The organism is Nonomuraea sp. NPDC001684, from assembly GCF_053596515.1.
Genome location: NZ_JBSFGJ010000193.1, coordinates 1 through 16,929 on the forward strand (window position 1 = coordinate 1; position 16,929 = coordinate 16,929).

General features: G+C 72.0%; 18 protein-coding genes. 7 read left to right on the forward strand and 11 right to left on the reverse strand.

Annotated features, from left to right (window positions below; translation table 11 throughout):
- The 5 genes from ACWCSD_RS28750 to ACWCSD_RS28770 form a co-directional block, all read right to left on the reverse strand.
- Positions 1-600: ATP-grasp domain-containing protein (locus tag ACWCSD_RS28750; RefSeq protein ID WP_449919415.1), on the reverse strand; the 600-nt coding region annotated here is incomplete at its 3' end.
- A gap of 28 nt (positions 601-628) precedes the next feature.
- The gene (locus ACWCSD_RS28755; protein ID WP_397160912.1) at positions 629-1,924 is read right to left on the reverse strand and encodes a DUF2252 domain-containing protein; all 1,296 of its coding nucleotides are present in this window, start codon (positions 1,922-1,924) and stop codon (positions 629-631) included.
- 63 nt (positions 1,925-1,987) lie between these two features.
- Entirely contained in the window at positions 1,988-2,761 is a 774-nt protein-coding gene (locus ACWCSD_RS28760; protein ID WP_352363141.1) for an SDR family oxidoreductase, read from the reverse strand.
- 11 nt (positions 2,762-2,772) lie between these two features.
- Positions 2,773-3,894 (reverse strand): acyl-CoA dehydrogenase family protein, encoded by a 1,122-nt coding sequence (locus tag ACWCSD_RS28765; RefSeq protein ID WP_449919419.1) that lies wholly within the window; start codon positions 3,892-3,894, stop codon positions 2,773-2,775.
- Complete coding sequence (locus tag ACWCSD_RS28770; protein WP_449919421.1) at positions 3,881-4,495, reverse strand: flavin reductase family protein; 615 nt, start codon at positions 4,493-4,495, stop codon at positions 3,881-3,883. Before ACWCSD_RS28770 ends, ACWCSD_RS28765 begins: the two co-directional genes overlap by 14 nt.
- 190 nt (positions 4,496-4,685) lie before the next feature.
- On the opposite strand from ACWCSD_RS28770, the gene ACWCSD_RS28775 reads away from it, so the two are divergent.
- Positions 4,686-5,846 (forward strand): thiolase C-terminal domain-containing protein, encoded by a 1,161-nt coding sequence (locus ACWCSD_RS28775; RefSeq protein WP_449919445.1) that lies wholly within the window; start codon positions 4,686-4,688, stop codon positions 5,844-5,846.
- 3 nt (positions 5,847-5,849) lie between these two features.
- Positions 5,850-6,293: a Zn-ribbon domain-containing OB-fold protein gene (locus ACWCSD_RS28780; protein WP_387682006.1), complete on the forward strand. Its 444-nt coding sequence runs from the start codon at positions 5,850-5,852 to the stop codon at positions 6,291-6,293.
- 376 nt (positions 6,294-6,669) lie between these two features.
- Here ACWCSD_RS28780 and ACWCSD_RS28785 read toward each other — a convergent pair whose 3' ends face one another.
- Complete coding sequence (locus tag ACWCSD_RS28785) at positions 6,670-6,993, reverse strand: hypothetical protein (RefSeq protein ID WP_397160906.1); 324 nt, start codon at positions 6,991-6,993, stop codon at positions 6,670-6,672.
- A 150-nt stretch (positions 6,994-7,143) separates the two neighbouring features.
- Between ACWCSD_RS28785 and ACWCSD_RS28790 the strand changes: the two genes are divergently transcribed.
- The 3 genes from ACWCSD_RS28790 (at position 7,144) to ACWCSD_RS28800 (ending at position 9,535) form a co-directional block, all read left to right on the forward strand.
- Positions 7,144-7,884 carry a GntR family transcriptional regulator gene (locus ACWCSD_RS28790; RefSeq protein WP_352363150.1) on the forward strand — a complete coding sequence of 247 codons (741 nt, stop codon included), beginning with the start codon at positions 7,144-7,146 and terminating at the stop codon, positions 7,882-7,884.
- A gap of 265 nt (positions 7,885-8,149) precedes the next feature.
- Entirely contained in the window at positions 8,150-8,686 is a 537-nt protein-coding gene (locus ACWCSD_RS28795) for a GNAT family N-acetyltransferase (protein WP_358298461.1), read from the forward strand.
- A gap of 168 nt (positions 8,687-8,854) precedes the next feature.
- Entirely contained in the window at positions 8,855-9,535 is a 681-nt protein-coding gene (locus ACWCSD_RS28800) for a copper homeostasis protein CutC (protein WP_358298459.1), read from the forward strand.
- Positions 9,536-9,553: 18 nt separating this feature from the next.
- Here ACWCSD_RS28800 and ACWCSD_RS28805 read toward each other — a convergent pair whose 3' ends face one another.
- From ACWCSD_RS28805 to ACWCSD_RS28825, 5 genes are all read right to left on the reverse strand, one after another.
- Positions 9,554-10,666, reverse strand: coding sequence for a DUF6986 family protein (locus ACWCSD_RS28805; protein ID WP_449919427.1), 1,113 nt, complete (start codon positions 10,664-10,666; stop codon positions 9,554-9,556).
- 8 nt (positions 10,667-10,674) lie between these two features.
- Positions 10,675-11,997, reverse strand: coding sequence for an FAD-dependent oxidoreductase (locus tag ACWCSD_RS28810; RefSeq protein ID WP_449919430.1), 1,323 nt, complete (start codon positions 11,995-11,997; stop codon positions 10,675-10,677).
- 173 nt (positions 11,998-12,170) lie between these two features.
- The gene (locus ACWCSD_RS28815; RefSeq protein ID WP_449919433.1) at positions 12,171-13,688 is read right to left on the reverse strand and encodes an AMP-binding protein; all 1,518 of its coding nucleotides are present in this window, start codon (positions 13,686-13,688) and stop codon (positions 12,171-12,173) included.
- 16 nt (positions 13,689-13,704) lie between these two features.
- A complete protein-coding gene (locus ACWCSD_RS28820) occupies positions 13,705-14,781 on the reverse strand; it encodes a hypothetical protein (RefSeq protein WP_449919436.1) in 1,077 nt (358 codons plus the stop codon).
- Positions 14,778-15,953, reverse strand: coding sequence for an LLM class flavin-dependent oxidoreductase (locus ACWCSD_RS28825; RefSeq protein ID WP_449919439.1), 1,176 nt, complete (start codon positions 15,951-15,953; stop codon positions 14,778-14,780). The genes ACWCSD_RS28820 and ACWCSD_RS28825 overlap by 4 nt, the downstream gene beginning before the upstream one ends.
- A gap of 53 nt (positions 15,954-16,006) precedes the next feature.
- Between ACWCSD_RS28825 and ACWCSD_RS28830 the strand changes: the two genes are divergently transcribed.
- Positions 16,007-16,627 carry a bifunctional 4-hydroxy-2-oxoglutarate aldolase/2-dehydro-3-deoxy-phosphogluconate aldolase gene (locus ACWCSD_RS28830; RefSeq protein WP_397164352.1) on the forward strand — a complete coding sequence of 207 codons (621 nt, stop codon included), beginning with the start codon at positions 16,007-16,009 and terminating at the stop codon, positions 16,625-16,627.
- A 2-nt stretch (positions 16,628-16,629) separates the two neighbouring features.
- Positions 16,630-16,929, forward strand: a 300-nt coding sequence (locus tag ACWCSD_RS28835; RefSeq protein WP_449919442.1) for a FadR/GntR family transcriptional regulator, incomplete at its 3' end; no start/stop codon positions are given.

A 16,929-nucleotide genomic window follows, 5' to 3' on the forward strand; every position in this document is an offset into this window, starting at 1 on the left:
CGACAACGACCTGGCGAAGGCGTCGTACCCCTCGACGGACTGCTGGAGGTGCATGAGCATCTCGCCGCTCTGGTCGTAGGCGCGGTGCAGCTCGTCGCGGTCGCGGACGCGGGAGACGCCCCGCCAGGCGCCGCCGTCGTACGGCTTCATGAACAGCGGATAGCCGATGCGCTCGGCGACCGCGTCGAGGTCGAAGGCCCGGTTGTAGCGCTCGGCGGTGTAGGCGTAGCGGGAGTTGTCCAGCGGGTTCTTGTACGGCACCAGCACCGTCTCCGGCACCTTGAGCCCGAGCCGCATCATCGCGCAGTAGGCCGCGTGCTTCTCCATCGACTGGAACGTGAACGGGCTGTTCAGCAGATAGACGTCGTCCATCATGGCGATCTTCTTCAGCCACTCGCGGGGGTGGTAGTACCAGTACGCCAGCCGGTCGATCACCAGCTCGTGACGTGGCTTGGCGCGCAGGTCGAACGGCTCGATCGTGATGCGCTCGACGTCGAACTCGCCCACCCCCTTGATCGGCCCCAACCGGCGTAACACGGTCTCGAACGCCGCCGGCCAGTCCTCCTCGGTCCCCAGCAGCAGCCCAATGAGATGACGCACGATGCTCCTCCGCGGCCGCCGCGAGGGCTCACAGGCCGGGCAGGCGACCGTTCCTGAACAGGTCGACGAACCGTTGATGGTCTTCACGAGCCTGTGCCCCATATCGGTGGGCGAAATCCACCAACATGCCGATGAATCCGGATTGATCGCCGTTGATGACCGCGACGATCGCCTCCTCCGTCGAGAAGTCCACAAGGTCGTGGCTGGACTCGTCGTCGGCCACCGAGTGCATGCGCGCCACCGCCCGTCCCAGGTCGCGCATGATGGAACGCAGCTCGTCGGGCTCGTTGACGTCGTCCCAGTCGAGGTCGGCCGAGTACGGCGACACCTCGGCCACGAGCTGGCCCACCCCGTCGAGCGAGGCGTACCCGAGCCAGGGATCGGCGTAGGCCTGCAGCGCCCGCTGCGACTCGGCCGTGCGGTGGCCCTGGTGCAGGAAGTAGGAGGCAGCCTTCTCGTTGTCGACGTACCGGGCCACGGCCGGCGCCTGGGCCTGCTTCATGTAGAGGATGACATCGTTCTCCAGCGCCTGCGAACGCCCCTCCAGCAGCAGGTTGTACGACGGCAGCCCCGCCGACCCGATGCCCACGCCCTTGCGCAGCGCCACGTCCTTGACGACGTGCTCGACCGGGCTGGACGGCGTGGGCAGCGTCCCCAGGTAGCCCTCGAACGCCGCCAGCACCCGCTCCCGGGTCGCGGCGTCGACCGCCTCCCGGCCGTCCATGAGGGCGAAGCGCCGGTCGTAGTCCTCGATCACGGTCTCCACGTCGAGCATCGCCACCCGCGTGCTGAGCCGCGCCGTCTGCAGCACCCGGTGCAGCACGCCGCCGGTGGTCTCCAGGGTGAGCGAGCCGATGGCGTCGTCGCCGCCGGTCGCGATGCCGTGCAGCTCGGCCAGGTACGCCCGCGCGAACTCGGTCACCAGCGCGCTGATCGTCTCGTCCGACAGCGCCTTGGCGTAGCCGATCAGCGCCACGCTGGCGGCGAAGCGCTTGAGGTCCCAGACGTAGGGGCCGACGTAGGCCTCGTCGAAGTCGTTGACGTTGAAGACCAGCACCCCGGAGGCGTTCATGTACGTGCCGAAGTTCTCGGCGTGCAGGTCGCCGTGGATCCAGACCCGGCCCGTGGGCTCGTCGAGGTAGGAGCCGTCGGCGAAGTCGCCGGTCAGGTCGGCGTAGAACAGGCCGGCGCTGCCCCGGTAGAAGGCGAAGGGGGAGGCCGCCATCTTGCGGAACTTGCGCCGGAAGGCGGCCGGGTCCCGTTTGATCGACTCGCCGAACTCGCTGATCAGGACGTCGAGCAGGAAGGAGGAGCGTGTGCCCATGCAACGGACGGTAGCCCGCCCGATGCCCGCCGCCTACCCCGAATTCTCCCTGACAGGGCCAGGTCAGGGATGTTGCGAGGACACCGAGACGGTCTCGCCCGTCATGTACGAGGAGTAGTCGCTGGCCAGGAAGACGATCACGTTGGCCACCTCCCACGGCTCGGCCGACCGCCCGAACGCCTCCTTGGCGGCCAGCTCCGCCAGCAGCTCCTCGCTCGTCACCTTCGCCAGGAAGGGGTGCACGGCCAGTGACGGCGCCACCGCGTTCACCCGGACGCCGTGCTCGGCGACCTCCAGCGCGACGCACCTCGTCAGCGCCATCACCCCGGCCTTGGCCGCCGCGTAGTGCGCCTGCCCGCGCTGCGCCCGCCAGCCGGCCACCGAGGCGTTGTTCACGATCACGCCGGAGCCCTGGCCGATCATGTGCCGGACCGCCGCCCTGGTGCAGCGCATGGTGCCGTTGAGGGTGACGTCGAGCACCGCGTGCCACTGCTCGTCGGTCATCTCGGCCAGCGGGGCCGTACCGCCGAGCCCGGCGTTGTTGATCACCACGTCGAGCCGGCCGTGCGCCTCCACCACCGCGTCGAACAGCGCCAGCACCTGCGGCTCCGACGTCACGTCGCACGGGACCGCCAGCGGCTTGACGCCGGTCAGCTCGGTCAGCGCCTCGGCGGCGGCGGCCAGGCGGCGCTCGTGCCGGTCGGACAGGACGATCGTGGCCCCCTCCTCCGCGCAGCGCCTGGCGGTGGCGTAGCCGATGCCCGCGCCCGCGGCGGCGGTCACCAGCGTGACCTTGCCGTCGAGCAGACCGTGCGACTTCGGATAGGGCGGTGCCATCCGTGCTCCAATCAGCGGGGGAGACCAAGAGTGCGCTCGGCGATGATGTTCCGCTGGATCTCACTCGACCCGGCATAGATCGTGTCCGCCCGGCTGAACAAATACAAGCGCTGCAGGTCGTTCAGGCCGTCCGCCGCCACGAGCCCGGCCTTGCCCTGCACCTCCTGCGCCAGCTCGCCCAGCCGGCGATGCCACTCCGACCAGTAGAGCTTGGCGATCGACACCTCCGGGCCCGGGTCGGGCCCCAGCATCCGCAGGGCGTTCAGTCGCATGATCCTCAGCTCCAGCCACGACCGGACGAGCCGGTCGCGCAGCACCGGGTCCTCGGCCGCCCCGGTCCGCCGGGCGGTCGCGATCACCTCGGCCAGCTCCCGCCGGAACCCGATCTGCTGCCCCAGCGTGGACGCGCCGCGCTCGTGGCCCAGCGTGGCCATGGCCACCCGCCAGCCCTCGCCCGGCGCCCCCAGCAGGTTCCCCGCAGCCGTGCGCGCGCCGTCGAAGAACACCTCGTTGAACTCGGAGGTGCCGGTGAGCTGCCTGATCGGGCGTACGGTGACGCCCGGCCCGCCCATCGGCACCAGCAGGTACGACAGCCCGCGATGCCGCTGCGAGCCCTCCTCGGTACGGCACAGGACGAAACACCAGTCGGCGACGTGGGCCAGCGACGTCCACACCTTCTGCCCGGTGATCACCCACTCGTCGCCTTCGAGCCGCGCCCTGGTCCGGACGTTCGCCAGGTCGGACCCGGCCTCGGGCTCGGAGTAGCCCTGGCACCACAGCTCCTCGCCGCGCTGGATCGGCGGCAGGAACCGGTCCTTCTGCTCCTCGGTGCCGAACTCCAGGATGGTCGGGCCGATCAGCCCCTCGCCGATCAGGCCGACCCGGGCGGGGGCGTCGGCCCTGGCGTACTCCTCGTAGAAGGCGACCTGGTCGTCGAGGGAGGCGGCCCGGCCGCCGTACCGCTCGGGCCAGCTCAGGCAGGTCCAGCCCGCCTGGCCGAGCCGGCGTTCCCAGGCCAGGCGCAGGTCGTGCCCCTCGTGCTCCCTGCCGGGGCCGCCGAGACCGCGGACGTGCGCGAACTCGCCGGACAGGCTCTCCTCCAGCCAGGCGCGGGCCTGCTCACGAAGGCTCAACAAATCCCCCGTAGCCGCCCTGGAAGAAGACCAGGGGGCCGCCGTCGGCGTGCGTGTCGAGCTGCAGCACCCGGGCCACCACGATCATGTGGTCGCCGGCCGGGTGCTCGGCCTCGATCACGCAGTCGAGCCAGGCCAGCGCGCCTTCGAGCACCGGGTTGCCGCCGGGGGAGCCGGTCCAGGCCAGGCCGGCGAACTTGTCGCCGCCCTTGGCCGCCATCTGCGCGCAGACCGGCTGCTGGTGCTCGGCCAGCACGTTCACGGTGACGACCTTCGCGCCGCGCACCCGGGGCCAGCTCGTGCTGGTGTGGGCCACGCAGAAGGCCACCAGCGGCGGGTCGAGCGAGACGGAGGTGAAGGAGTTGGCCGCCAGGCCGCACGGCTGGTCGTTCGCCGGGTCGAGGGCGGTGATCGCCACCACGCCGGTCGCGAACCTGCCGAGGACCTGACGGAACCGGCGGCCGTCGATGCGGCCGTTGCCGTTGTGCTGTGTAGGGCCGGGCGGCATGGCGGCTCCGTTACGAGTCCTGCTGCGCTGGTAGGGCGTCGGAAGGCCGCGACAGCCGTCCGGCGCGATGAGCCGGGCAGCGTGTGTGCTCATGGGGTCCGCCTCCTCGTCACCGACTGCGCCCATCATACATACCAAGCGCTTGCTTGGACACTAGGCTCGTTCCGGAGACCCTGTCAACCCGCTCGGAGCCCGCCACGGTTGCCGCTCGCGGTCCGGTGGCCGGGTCGCCGGTTGACATGGTGAAAAAGGTCGGCATAGCGTGCTCTGTGTGCCCAAGCGCTTGCTTGATTTCCGGGATGTGACCGCCATAGCGGGGATCGGCTACACCCCCTTCACCAAGAACTCGGGCGTCAGCACCCTCACCCTGGCCTGCCGTGCCGTCCTGGCCGCCCTCGACGACGCCGGCCTGCCCCCGGACGCGGTGGACGGACTGGCCACCCACCGCGTCGGCGACTCGGCCGCGCCCTCCCTGGTGGCCCCGGCCCTCGGCCTGCCCGACCTCGCCTGGCACCTCGACCAGTTCGGCGGCGGCAGCGTCTCGCACGCCGTCGTCGGCCAGGCCGCCCTGGCCGTGGCGACGGGGATGGCCGAGACCGTCGTCTGCTACCGCGCGATCAACGCCCGTTCCGAGTTCCGCATGGGCGGCACCGGGCGCGGCGTGCCGGTCAGCCCCGAGGTCCAGTACCAGGCCCCGTACGGCTACTTCGCCCCGCCGCAGCAGTACGCCATGTACGCCCGCGCCCACATGCTCCGGTACGGCACCAGGCCCGAGCACTTCGGCCGCGTCGCCGTCACCCAGCGCGCCAACGCGGTCAAGAACCCGCGGGCCCTCATGCGCACCCCGATCACGCTGGCGGACTACCTGGCCGGCAGGTGGATCGCCGAGCCGTTCCGCCTGCTGGACTGCTGCCTGGAGACCGACGGCGCCTGCGCCGTCGTCGTCACCACCGCCGAACGCGCCCGCGACCTGCGCCGCCACCCCGTCCTGATCTCGGCGGCGGCCTGGGGCGGCGGCACGTCCCACCTGTCGGGCACGGGCCCGGCCGATCCCACGGTGACCGCGGCCGCCGCCCTGGCCCCGCGCCTGTACGCGCAGGCCGGCCTCGGCCCCGGCGACGTGGACGTGGCTGAGATCTACGACTGCTTCACGTACTCGGTGGTCGTGCAACTGGAGGACTACGGCTTCTGCGCCAAGGGCGAGGGCGGCCCGTACGTGGAGTCGGGCGCCACGGCCCCGGACGGCGAGCTGCCCGTGAATACCCACGGCGGTTTCCTGTCGGAGGGGTACGTGCACGGCCTCAACCACGTCACCGAGGCGGTCGCCCAGCTCCGGGGCGAGGCCGGCGACCGCCAGGTGTCCGGCGCCGAGGTGGCGCTCTCGACGGCCCAGCCCGGCTACATCCTGCCCGCCACCTCCGCGCTGATCCTCAGGAGGTCGTGACCCATGACCCACGGTCCCCGTCCCGAGCCCGACCGCGACTCCGCCGAGTGGTGGGAGCGCCTGGCGCGGGAGGGGTTCGCGGTGCAGCGCTGCGACGGCTGCGGCACCGCGCGCTTCCCGGCGCGGGCCTTCTGCCCGTCCTGCCGGGGCGAGGCGTGGCGGTGGCTCCCGGTGCCGGCCGAGGGCGTGGTCGAGAGCTGGATCGTCAACCGCCGGGCCTTCCTGCCGGGCTCGGAGGAGCCGTACGTCGTGGTGATGGTTCGGCTGGACGCCGTCCCCGGCTGCCTGGTGCACGGGAACTGGCGCGGCGCCGCGCCCGAGCCGCTGCCCGGCCAGCGCGTACGAGGGGTGCGCACGCGCATCGACGACCGGCTGACCCTGCTCGACTGGGAGCCCCTGGACGGGGACGCGGATGCCCATTCGCCCGAGCGCACATCCTCCCGCTGATCGGTCCAGAACCGGACATTCGATTCGTACCGGAAATTCCCACCAGTCCCACCATTGCGAAGGTGCCTACAGGTTGGCCCGTGAGGGTTGATGATGAAGCTGAGGCGTCAACCATGGAGGCGACCCGGACGTGGCGGCGTACGTGTGCGGTAGCGACTCGGCGACAGACGTGACACCGAGGTCACGACCGCTGACTCCTGCCGCCGGCCCGGGCCTGGCTCGGACGGCGCGCAGCCCTCCGGGCACGGGGGCGGTACGGCGGCGCAAGAGGGTCCCTCTCGGAGGAAGGCGCGTCCTGGCGGGCGTGGGGGACCCGCCAGGACGCGCTTCCTGCCCCGTGCGCGGCGACGCCAGGACTCCGGCGAGGGATGGAGTCCTAGGCCGCGAGTTCGCGCACGGAGTCGGTGGGGGTGTGCGAAGGCACGTGCCGCCGGTGACGAACGGTGCTGCGTCGAGCCGCACCGACAGGGTCATCGATGGGGTGCGTGACGGGGGCGCCACCCTCCTCGTTCCAGACAAAGGATCCGTCTATGCACCACACGGTCGGTTCGGTCGACACCGAGAGCACGGACATCGCCTTTTCCTTGCTCTGGTGCTTGTGGGAGAACCCGTCGCGCCGCAACGCGTAACGCAGTAAACGAGTTGCTTCGCGGGGGTCCTGCCAGGGCAGGAACGGCGTGTCCGAGTGAACCGGCAACACTTGGCCTCCACCCCCTCACCGGCCTTTAGATGGATTTGTACCAACGAATGGATGATGGGCCGGTCGAGGGGCTTCGGTCAAGGGGTTGTGGCCTGCTAGAACCAGATCGTCTAAATTGTTGGAACAAAAGGGGTGAAAGTGGCAAGGTCGGTGCTGTATCAGCAGGTGGCGGCGGAATTGCGTCGAGCCATCTACTCGGGTGTCCTCGGCCCCGGGGCGCAGCTGCCGACCGAGGCACAGCTCATGGAAGACCACGGGGTGAGCAGGAACACCGTCAGGCTGGCTCTCGGGGAGCTCGTCAACGAGGGGCTGGTCACGCGCACGCCGAGGCGCGGCACGGTGGTCCGCGACCGCAGGCCGCTGCTCATCTACCCGCAGCGCGAGCTGGAGCCGCAGCCCACCGGAGAACTGAAGGAGGCCTTCGCCTACGCCGTTGCGCAGGAAGGCCGGGCCCCGAGCCAGTACATTGAAGTGCTGACGGTTTCTCCCGTCGAGGAGATCGCCAGCAGGCTGGAACTGGCCGACGGAGAGCTGGCGGTCGTGCGTCGCCGCCTGCGGTTCGTCGACGGCCAGCCGTACAACACCAACGACTCCTACTTCCCCCGTGATCTGGTCGCCGACTCCGAGATCGCCAGGCCCGGAGACATCGCGCGCGGGGCGAACAGGGTTCTGGAAGAACTCGGGCACGCGCAGATACGCGTCGTCGACGACATCTGGGCCCGTATGCCCAACCAGGAGGAGGCCGAGCGCCTCCAACTCGAACTCGGCACGCCAGTCATGGTCTACGTCCGAGTCGGATACGACGGGGCCGACATGCCAGTGCGTGTCGCTGTGTCGGTGCTGCCCGCCGACAAACATCTGATCAGATACGAGCTCGATCGTCGCCGCTGACGGGCTCGGTTGAAGGGGTGATCCCGCCGGCCGGGCGCAGCGAGAAAGCCGCCTCGCTGGCCTAGGGGAGTCGTGCATACTCCCCTAAATCGCCATTTATCCATATATATCGGGTTGAGGACCCATATCGCCCCTGCGCGACATTGCGTCATCACGCTGTGTGTCGGCATGGGCACCCAACGCATCGAAGGGCTGTATTATGCACACAAACACCCTCCTTCACCCGCTCGCACTCCGGCGCGCGGAGCCCGCGGACCTTCCCGGCGTGCTCAGGCTTCTCGCGGACACCGCCGAGTGGCTGCACACCCAGGGAGTGCGGCAGTGGCCGCGGCAGGGATTCGGCCCCGAGCGGATCGAGCCGCTCATCGAGGAGCGGGTCCTGTACCTGCTCGACGACGAGCTGCGCTATCTCGACCCCGACGTCCAGGCTCCGCCCGTGGCGACCATCGCCCTCGACGGCAACGCCGACCCGGAGTTCTGGACCCCGGCCGACGACCCGGGGGCCGCGCTCTACGTCCACAAGCTGGCCGTGGCCAGGCCGTGGTCCGGCAGCGGCCTCGGCGACGCGCTCCTCGACTGGGCCTGCTCGGCGGCCCGTTCCGCCGGGCTGCCCTGGCTCCGGCTCGACTGCGCCAAGGCCAACCCGCGGCTGCAGGAGTACTACCGCATGCGCGGCTTCCGGCACGTCCGTACGGTGGACCTGCCGCACCGCTCGTCCGGGGCCCTGTTCCAGCGGCCGTCGCGCGACCTGTCCACGACGGCCTTCCGTGACCTGACGGTCGCGGAGCTGATCAGCGCCTAGCGAACCCCTCTGGCCGGACCCGGTCCGGAAGGAGGCCGGGCCCGGCCGGTGGTCGCGCGCCACCTCACGTCAGGCGGCAGGTCACCTCGTCGGCATGTACCGCAGCGGCCCCGATGGGCACGTGCGTTTCCGGCGCAAGTGGACAGAGCGCCATATAACCTCTTTGCCATGACCGGATCCCTCCTTGAGGTGATCGCGCTCAATGTGCGCGACGCCGTGGCCGCCGAGCAGGGCGGCGCCGACCGCCTGGAGGTCGTCGCCGACATGGCGGCCGACGGGCTCACCCCTGCACCGGAGACGGTCGCCGCGATCGCCGCGGAGTGCCCCCTTCCCCAGATGGTGATGCTGCGCTGCGAGGCCAACTTCACCGCCGACCCCGACGTCCTGGACCGGCTGCGCCGCGACGCCAAGGCGCTCGCGCAGGCCGGCGCGGCCGGGTTCGTGTTCGGCTTCCTCGACGACGCGGGCGTGGTCGACCTGGCGGCCACCGAGGCGCTCATCCACGCCGTCTCGCCGCTCCCGTGGACCTTCCACCGCGCGGTCGACCACGCCGCCGACGTGCAGGCGTCCTGGCGGGCCGTGCGGCTGCTGCCCAACCTGGCCACCGTGCTCACCTCCGGCTCCCCCCAGGGCGTCGGCGCGGGGCTGTCCACGCTCAGGTCCAGGGCCGAGGCCGGCGACGGGTCGATCATCCTGGCCGGCGGCGGGCTCAAGCCCGCGCACGTGCCCGACCTGCTGGACTACGGCATCCGCGCCTTCCACGTGGGCTCGGCCGTGCGGGCGAGCTGGACGGACCCCGTCGAGTGGCGGCTGGTCCGGCAGTGGCGCTCCCTGGTCGAGCGCGACTGAACCCTCCTTCCAGGGCCCTCAGGGGCCCAGGACCGCGTCGGCGCGGCGGAGGGCGGCGGCCAGCGTCCTGACGGTGGCCGGCTCGTCCATGACGCCGCCCCCGGCCGCCCGCCGCTCCTCCCAGGCCCGTACGCGCTCCCGGTAGGAGTCGTAGTGGGCGAGGTGGAAGGCGTAGACGGTGGCGAACCTGCTGACGAGCTGCGCCGGATGCATGTCCCAGCCCTGGTGGAAGCCGTGGGCCAGGGAATGGCCCACCAGCTGTGCATGCCTGCCCCACAGGGCGTGGACGTCGTCCGCCCGGTCGGAGGCGGGCCCGGCGGCCAGCGAGCCGTCGGACAGCTCGACGCCCGTGCCCGCGAACGCGGTCTGCATCACGTGCCTGGCGTGGTCGCAGGCCGGATGGTCGAGCCGCTGCTCGTGCGGCGGCAGGCCGATGGCGGCGGTGTAGTCGAACACGCCGAAGTGCGCCGCGGCCAGCCGCCCGCCGAGCGTCCCGGGCAGCTCGGCCCGCAGGAAGGGCAGCGTCTGGGGAGCCTCCACCTGCATCTCGAAGCGCAGCCCGGACAGGCCGAGCCGCGCCTCCAGCCGTTCCAGCACGCCCGCGAACTGCCCGAGGTACGCCTCCATCAGCACCTTCGGGAACGTCACCGTGAACCCCGACGGCAGCTCGCCCGCCCGCTCCAGCACCCCGGTCAGAAAGCCGCCGAGCGTGCGCACCGACCTCGCCGGGTCGCCGTCGGCGAACGACTTCACCCGCAGCCCCCACCGCCGCGGCAGGGTCCCGGCGGCGTGCAGGCCGGCCACGGCCCGCGCGGCCTGTTCGGCGTGCCCGTCCTCCTCCTCGTGCGGGCGCACGCCGTAGCCGTCCTCGAAGTCGATCCGCAGGTCCTCGACCGGCTCGCGGGCCAGCTTGCCGAGCACCCGGTCGCGCACGCCGGGCGCGAACGCCTCCAGATGCGCCTCGGCCAGCGACAGCGCCCGCCCTCCCCACTCGGCGACGGTCGAGGCGGAGAAACGGTCGGCCGGCACGTAGACGGTGTGGACCGGCTGCCGGCCCGGCTCGGCCATGGGGTAGCGGGCCTGCTGCGCCGCGTAAACCTCGGCGAAGCCGGGCACGGGCTCGTCGTGCACGTACGGGCTCATTCCGGATGGGCGCAGGCGCGGAGCATGGTGTCGACGCCGACCAGCTTGACGCGTTCGCCCCGGCCGAGCGACCTGGCCAGCTCGCCCTCGGCCCGTTCGATGGCCAGCCAGTCGTCGTAGGTCACCGGCCGCACGCCCCGCTCGGCCAGCAGCGACTCGACCGTCGGCCGCGACGCCCGCGCGCCGCCCTCCAGGGACTCGCCCTCCAGGTCGGCCAGCAGCGTGCGGACCGTCTCGGCGGCGTCGGACTTGTTGGTGCCGATGACGCCGGTCGGCCCGCGTTTGAGCCAGCCCGCCACGTACTCGCGCGGACGCACCCGGCCCGCCTCGTTGGGCACGGTCATGGTCCGCTCGGAGAACGGCACGCCGGGCAGCGGGACGCTCTGGTAGCCGACCGAGCGCAGCACCATGCCGACGGGCAGCGTCTCGTACTCGCCGGTGCCGACGACGCGGCCCTCCTCCGACAGGCGGGTGCGTTCGAGCCGGAGCCCCTCGACCCGGTCGGCGCCCAGGATCTCCACCGGCCGCAGCCAGAAGCGCACGTCGAGGCGGCGCGGCCGGCCCACGGGCTCGCGGCCGGCCCACGACTGCAGGACCTTGATGTTGCCCTGGACCTGGCGCGGGAAGTCGGCGCCGAGAACGGCCGCCTCGTCGGGGCGCACGCAGACGTCGGCGTTGGCCAGCTCGCCGAGCTCGCGCAGCTCCTTCAGGGTGAACTTGGCGTGCTCGGGCCCCCGCCTGCCGACCATGTGGATCGCCTTGACCTGGCTCTGGCTCAGCCGGTCGAGGACGTCGTGGGGCACGTCGGTGTGCCGCAGCTCGTCGGCGGTCTTGGCCAGCACGCGCACGACGTCGACGGCCACGTTGCCGACCCCGATCACCGCGACCTCGGAGCTGTCCAGCGTGAAGCGGCCGGGATCGACGTCGGGGTGGCCGCAGTACCAGTTGACGAAGTCGGTGGCCGCGACGCTGCCCGGCAGGTCCTCGCCGGGGATGCCGAGCCGCCGGTCGACCATCGCGCCCGTGCAGTAGACGACCGCGTCGTAGACGCGAAGCAGGTCCGCGACCGAGACATGGGCGCCCAGCGTGACGCCGCCGAGGAAGCGCACCTGGGGCAGTTCGAGGACCCTGCGCAGGTAGTTCGCGATCGACTTGATCGAGGTGTGGTCGGGCGCCACGCCGTACCTGACCAGCCCGTACGGCGTGGGCAGCCGTTCCAGGACGTCGACCAGCACAGGCTCGGCCGACTGCTTGACCAGCGCCTCGGCCGTGTAGATCCCGGCCGGGCCGGACCCGATGACCGCCACGTGCAACGCCACGCTGCCTCCTCATGCCGGTGAAGGTGCGACGCGGAGGACGCGTCCCAAGAGGTGCAACCGGCCCGTGTGCTCGATGTATCCCCGGTCGCCCGCAGGTGAACCCGTCTCCCGTGAATACCCGTCCAACCGGATTCTCGCTCACGGGGCCCCTCATGGCAGCCCCTGAAACGCCGCTATCCGGGGACGGCCCGCGAGCGCAGGGCGAGCTTGTCGACCTTGCCGTTGACGTTGACGGGCAGCGCGTCCACCACCTCGACGCGCTTGGGCACCTTGTAGTTGGACATGTTGGCCTTCGCCCAGGCCAGCAGCGCGTCGGCGGTGACGCGGGCGTCCGGCCGGGGCACCACGTACGCCACGCCGGCCTCGCCGGAGACCGGGTCGGGCACGCCGACCACGGCGGCCTGGGCCAGCGAGCCCTCGCGCAGCAGGAGCGACTCGACCTCGGCGGGGGAGACGTTGAACCCGTTGACGATGTAGAGCTCCTTCTTCCTGTCCACGATGGCGAGGTTGCCCGCCTCGTCCAGCACGCCGACGTCGCCGGTGTGCAGCCAGCCGTCGGCGTCGATCACCTCGGCCGTCCTGGCGGGCTCGGCCCAGTAGCCGCGCATGACGCCGTAGCCGCGTTGCAGGATCTCGCCGCGCCGGCCGGGCGCGACCTCCTTGCCGTCGTCGTCCACGATCCTGACCTCGATGCCCGGGACGGCCCTGCCGGTGGTGTTCGCGATCACGTCGATGGGGTCGCCGGCCCGGGTCATGGACACGACCGTGCCCTCCATCAGCCCGTACGCGTTGATCATCCGTTCCAGGCCGACCCGCTCGGCCAGCCGGGTGATCAGCGTGGCGGGCACGGAGGCGGCCCCGCAGATGGCCACCCGCAGCGAGGAGACGTCCCAGTCGGCGCGGTCCAGCTCGTCCAGGATCCGGGCGAACAGGGTGGGCGGCCCGGCCAGGATCGTCACCTTCTCGGAGGAGATCAGCGACATCAGGGCGTCCGGCGAGAACACCGGGATCGGCAACATCGTGGCCCGCCGCAGCACGCACGCGACGAGCCCGGCGTTCAGCCCGAACCCGTGGTTGAACGGCGCGATCACCGGATAGCGGTCGTGCTCGTCCAGCGTGACGATCTCCGCCCAGTCCCAGTAGCCGCGCAGGACCTGGGCGTGGTCGAGCATCACGCCCTTCGGCGTGCCCGTGGTGCCGGACGTGGCCATGATCTCGCACAGGTCGCCGGGCCCGACCGCCAGCGCCCGTTCCTCGACCGCCCGTGCGCTCACCCCGCCCGCCTCCAGGTCGCCGGCCGCGCGCACGGCCACCCGGGCGTCCATGGGCGGCAGCAGGCCGGCGAGCGGCGGATCGCCGACGATGACGACCTTCACCCCGGTCCGGCCGATCAGCCCGGCCGCCTCGATGCCCTTGTACCGCGACGACAACGGCACGAGGACGGCCCCCGCGTCCCAGACGCCGAACGCGTGCCGCACCCAGGACGCCGAGTTCGGGCCCCAGATCGCCACCCGGTCGCCGGGCTCCACGCCGAGGGCGATCAGCCCGCGGGCCACCTCGGCGGCTCCCGTCCTGAGCTCCGACAGCGTGACGCGCGCGCCGCCCTCGACGACCGCGACGGCGTCCGGATGGCGTGCGGCCTGGTCGCGCAGCATGCGGGGGAGCGTCCCCCAGTCGGGCATCGATGCCATCGGCTACTCCGTCGCGCTAGCTGACGAGGGCCCTGTCCCGGCCGAGATGGTGGCCGCGCCGGTCGTCCACCGTGCCGGGCACGGGGGTCTCCAGGACGTCCTGGGCGATGCGGACGTCGATCGAGATCGGGGTCAGGGCCCGCACGGCCTGCTCGATCCTCGACCGCCACATCGGGTTCCTGACCAGGCTCTCCCGGCCGAAGGAGACGGTCAGGGCGGCGGCGTCCAGGGTGCCCTGGCGTTCGACCGACAGCTCCCAGCCGGTCACGCCGTCGATCTTCGACAGCGCCTTCTCGACCCGCGGCAACGCCAGCCACACGCCCCTGACCAGCACGTGGTCGCCGACGGTGTGCGCGGGCGCGGGCAGCCCGGAGCCGCCGGAGCCGTCGGCCCTGGACACCAGGCCGGTCCTGAGCACGGCGTCGCCCAGCGTGGAGTGCCCGGACGGCGTGAGGACCAGCTCGGCGAGCGCGTCCTGCGGGCCGGCCAGGTCGTCCTTGGTCAGCGAGGCGAGGCCCAGCACGCCGTCCGCGAGCGGGGTGAGCGGCGCGTCCTCGGCGGCCCTGAACGCGAGCGCGGCCCCGCCGAACGGGCTGGCGAGCACGTCGGTGACCGCGCAGCCGAACTCGCCGGCCAGATGTCCCATCGTCCGTCTGGAGGCGATCTCGCCGGTCAGGACGATGTGGTCGAGCCCGAGGTCGAGCGGGTCGAGCAGGAACTCCAGGTGCAGGCGGGCCAGCAGGTCCATCGCGCCCGTCGGGGTGCTGACCAGCGTGGTCGCGCCGAGCGCGGTCAGCGCGTGGTGCAGGCGCAGGCGGCCGCGCGGCCCGACGGCGGCGGCGGCCCGCGCGACCTGCGCGGCGGCGGCGGTCCACAGCGCGCCCGCGGGCTCGGCGAGCGCCACCACGACCCGGTCGCGCCCGCCGACGCCGGCCGCGCGCAGCGCCGCCGCGGTGAGCCCGGTCGCGGCGGCGGCGTCCTCGGGGCCGAGCGGGAACACGCTGGACAGGTCGGGCGCGACGAGCAGCAGCCCTTCGGCGGTGCGTGCGGACGAGGCGAGGTCGTCGCGGGTCAGCCAGCGGGCGGCGGTCAACGGGCCACCTCGTTCATGAACAGCGTCATCGACTCGCACACCTTCTCGTGGGCCAGCCCGCCGACCTGCGCCTGGATGATCAGGTCCGTGGCGCCGGCCTCGGCGATCCTGGCCAGGGCCTTGCGCGAGCCCTCGACGTCGTCCACCACGACCATGAGGTGCTCGCGCAGGGTGGCCATCGCCTCCTCCGGCGGCATCCCGGCGGCGAGCTGGCCCAGCACGCGGTGGGTGGCGTGCCGGGCGTCGTAGTAGTCGGGCGGGGTGACCAGGTTGACCTGGCGGCGGATGTACCACAGGACGGCGTCGGCGGCGGTGGCGGTGGCCTCGTCCCGGGTGGGGGCGGCGAACCAGGGGATCATCAGCGCCACGCGCCGGGAGGCGGGGTCGAAACCGCTCTCGGCCAGGCACTCCCGGTATTTCGCGATGTCGGCGGCGACGTCGTCGATGCCCTTGAGCATCGTCATGCCCAGCAGGTTGTAGCCGTGCCGGGCGGCGGCCAGGTAGCCCTCCAGCGAGGTGGAGGCCACCCACACGGGCGGGTGCGGCTCCTGGACCGGACGGGGGTAGACGGCCACGTCGGGGATCTCGAAGAACTCGTTCGACCTGCTGATCGGCTCGCCGTCGGCGCGCCAGATGGCGAGGGTGGCCTCCAGCGAGTCCTCCCAGATCTGCCGCGACTTCTCGAACGGCCGCTGGAAGGCCTGGTACTCCAGGGGGGAGGCGCCGCGTCCGGTGCCGAACTCGACCCGGCCGCCGCTCAGCACGTCGAGGGTGGCGACCCGCTCGGCGGTGCGGATGGGCGACTGGAACGGCAGCAGCACCACGCCGAGCCCGAGGTGGATGCGCTCGGTGCGCTGCGAGATGGCCGCGAGGACCAGGTCGGGGGCGGAGGAGTGGGAGAAGCCCCTGGTGAAGTGGTGCTCGACGAACCAGGCCGTGTCGAACCCCAGCCGATCGCCGAGGTCATGTGAGAGGCGGTCCGTCCGGGAGCCGACGATTTCGGGCGGAGGTGGGCATGCGTGAGGCGGTCCGCTCGTGGGGTGACGAGGTCGGAGCTGAGGTGGGCATGCGAGAAATGAGTCCGTCCATGAGCTGACGAGGTCGGGATGAAGGCGGTTCGGGGAGAGGCGGGCCGGGCGTTGGGTGGCCAGGCGGGGATCGTGCGTCACCACGGAGGGCGGCTCGCCCTAGCTGTTCGCTGGTGAGGAAACCAAGAAAGGAAGTCATGTACCGCTGGGAGATCGTCCAGGCTGTCACAGAGCAACGCGTGTTCGGCATCGTCAGGGCCGCCACGCCCGAGGCGGCGCTGACGTCGGCCGAGGCCGTGCTGGATGCCGGGTTGCGTGCCGTCGAGGTCGCGCTCACCACGCCCCGCGCCCTCAGCGCCGTGGCGAGGCTCACCGAGCAGCGGCCCGACGCGCTGGTCGGGGCGGGGACCGTCCTCGACCCGGCCGCTGCCAGGGCCGCCGTGGAGGCCGGCGCGCGCTTCCTGGTCTCACCCGGCCTGCACCCTGAGGTGATCCGCGCCGGGCACCGCTACGGCGTGCCGGTCTTCCCGGGCGTGGCGACCCCGACCGAGATCGTTCGTGCCCTGGAAGAGGGGGCGGACGCAGTCAAGATCTTTCCAGCGTCGGGCGTTTCACCCGCCTGGCTGCGCGACGTGCGGGCCGCCCTTCCGCAGGCGCCGGCGATCCCCACCGGCGGCGTGACCGTGGACGATGCGCCCGAGTGGATCGCGGCCGGCGCCGTGGCCTGCGGCATGGGATCGGCGCTGACTTCGGGCGGCCCGGGTGCCGCGGTTGAACGGGTTGCGGCGCTGCTGGCCGGGCTGGCGGGGGCCCGATGAGCGTGGAGACACTACGGGGCCTGCACGGGCAGGTGCTCGACGCGGTCGGCAGGTCGCTGGTGGCCGGGGAGATCCGTGCGGGGCAGGTGTTGCGCCTGGAGGACGTCCAGGAGCGGTACGGGGTTTCCCGGACCGTCGCGCGCGAGGCCGTCCGCGTGCTGGAGTCGAAGCGCGTGGTCACCAGCCGTCCTCGTGTCGGGGTCACCGTACGGCCGATGAGCGCCTGGAACCTCTATGATCCCCAGGTGATCCGCTGGCGGCTGGCCTCGCCGGGGCGTGAGGCGCAGCTGCGTGAGCTGGCC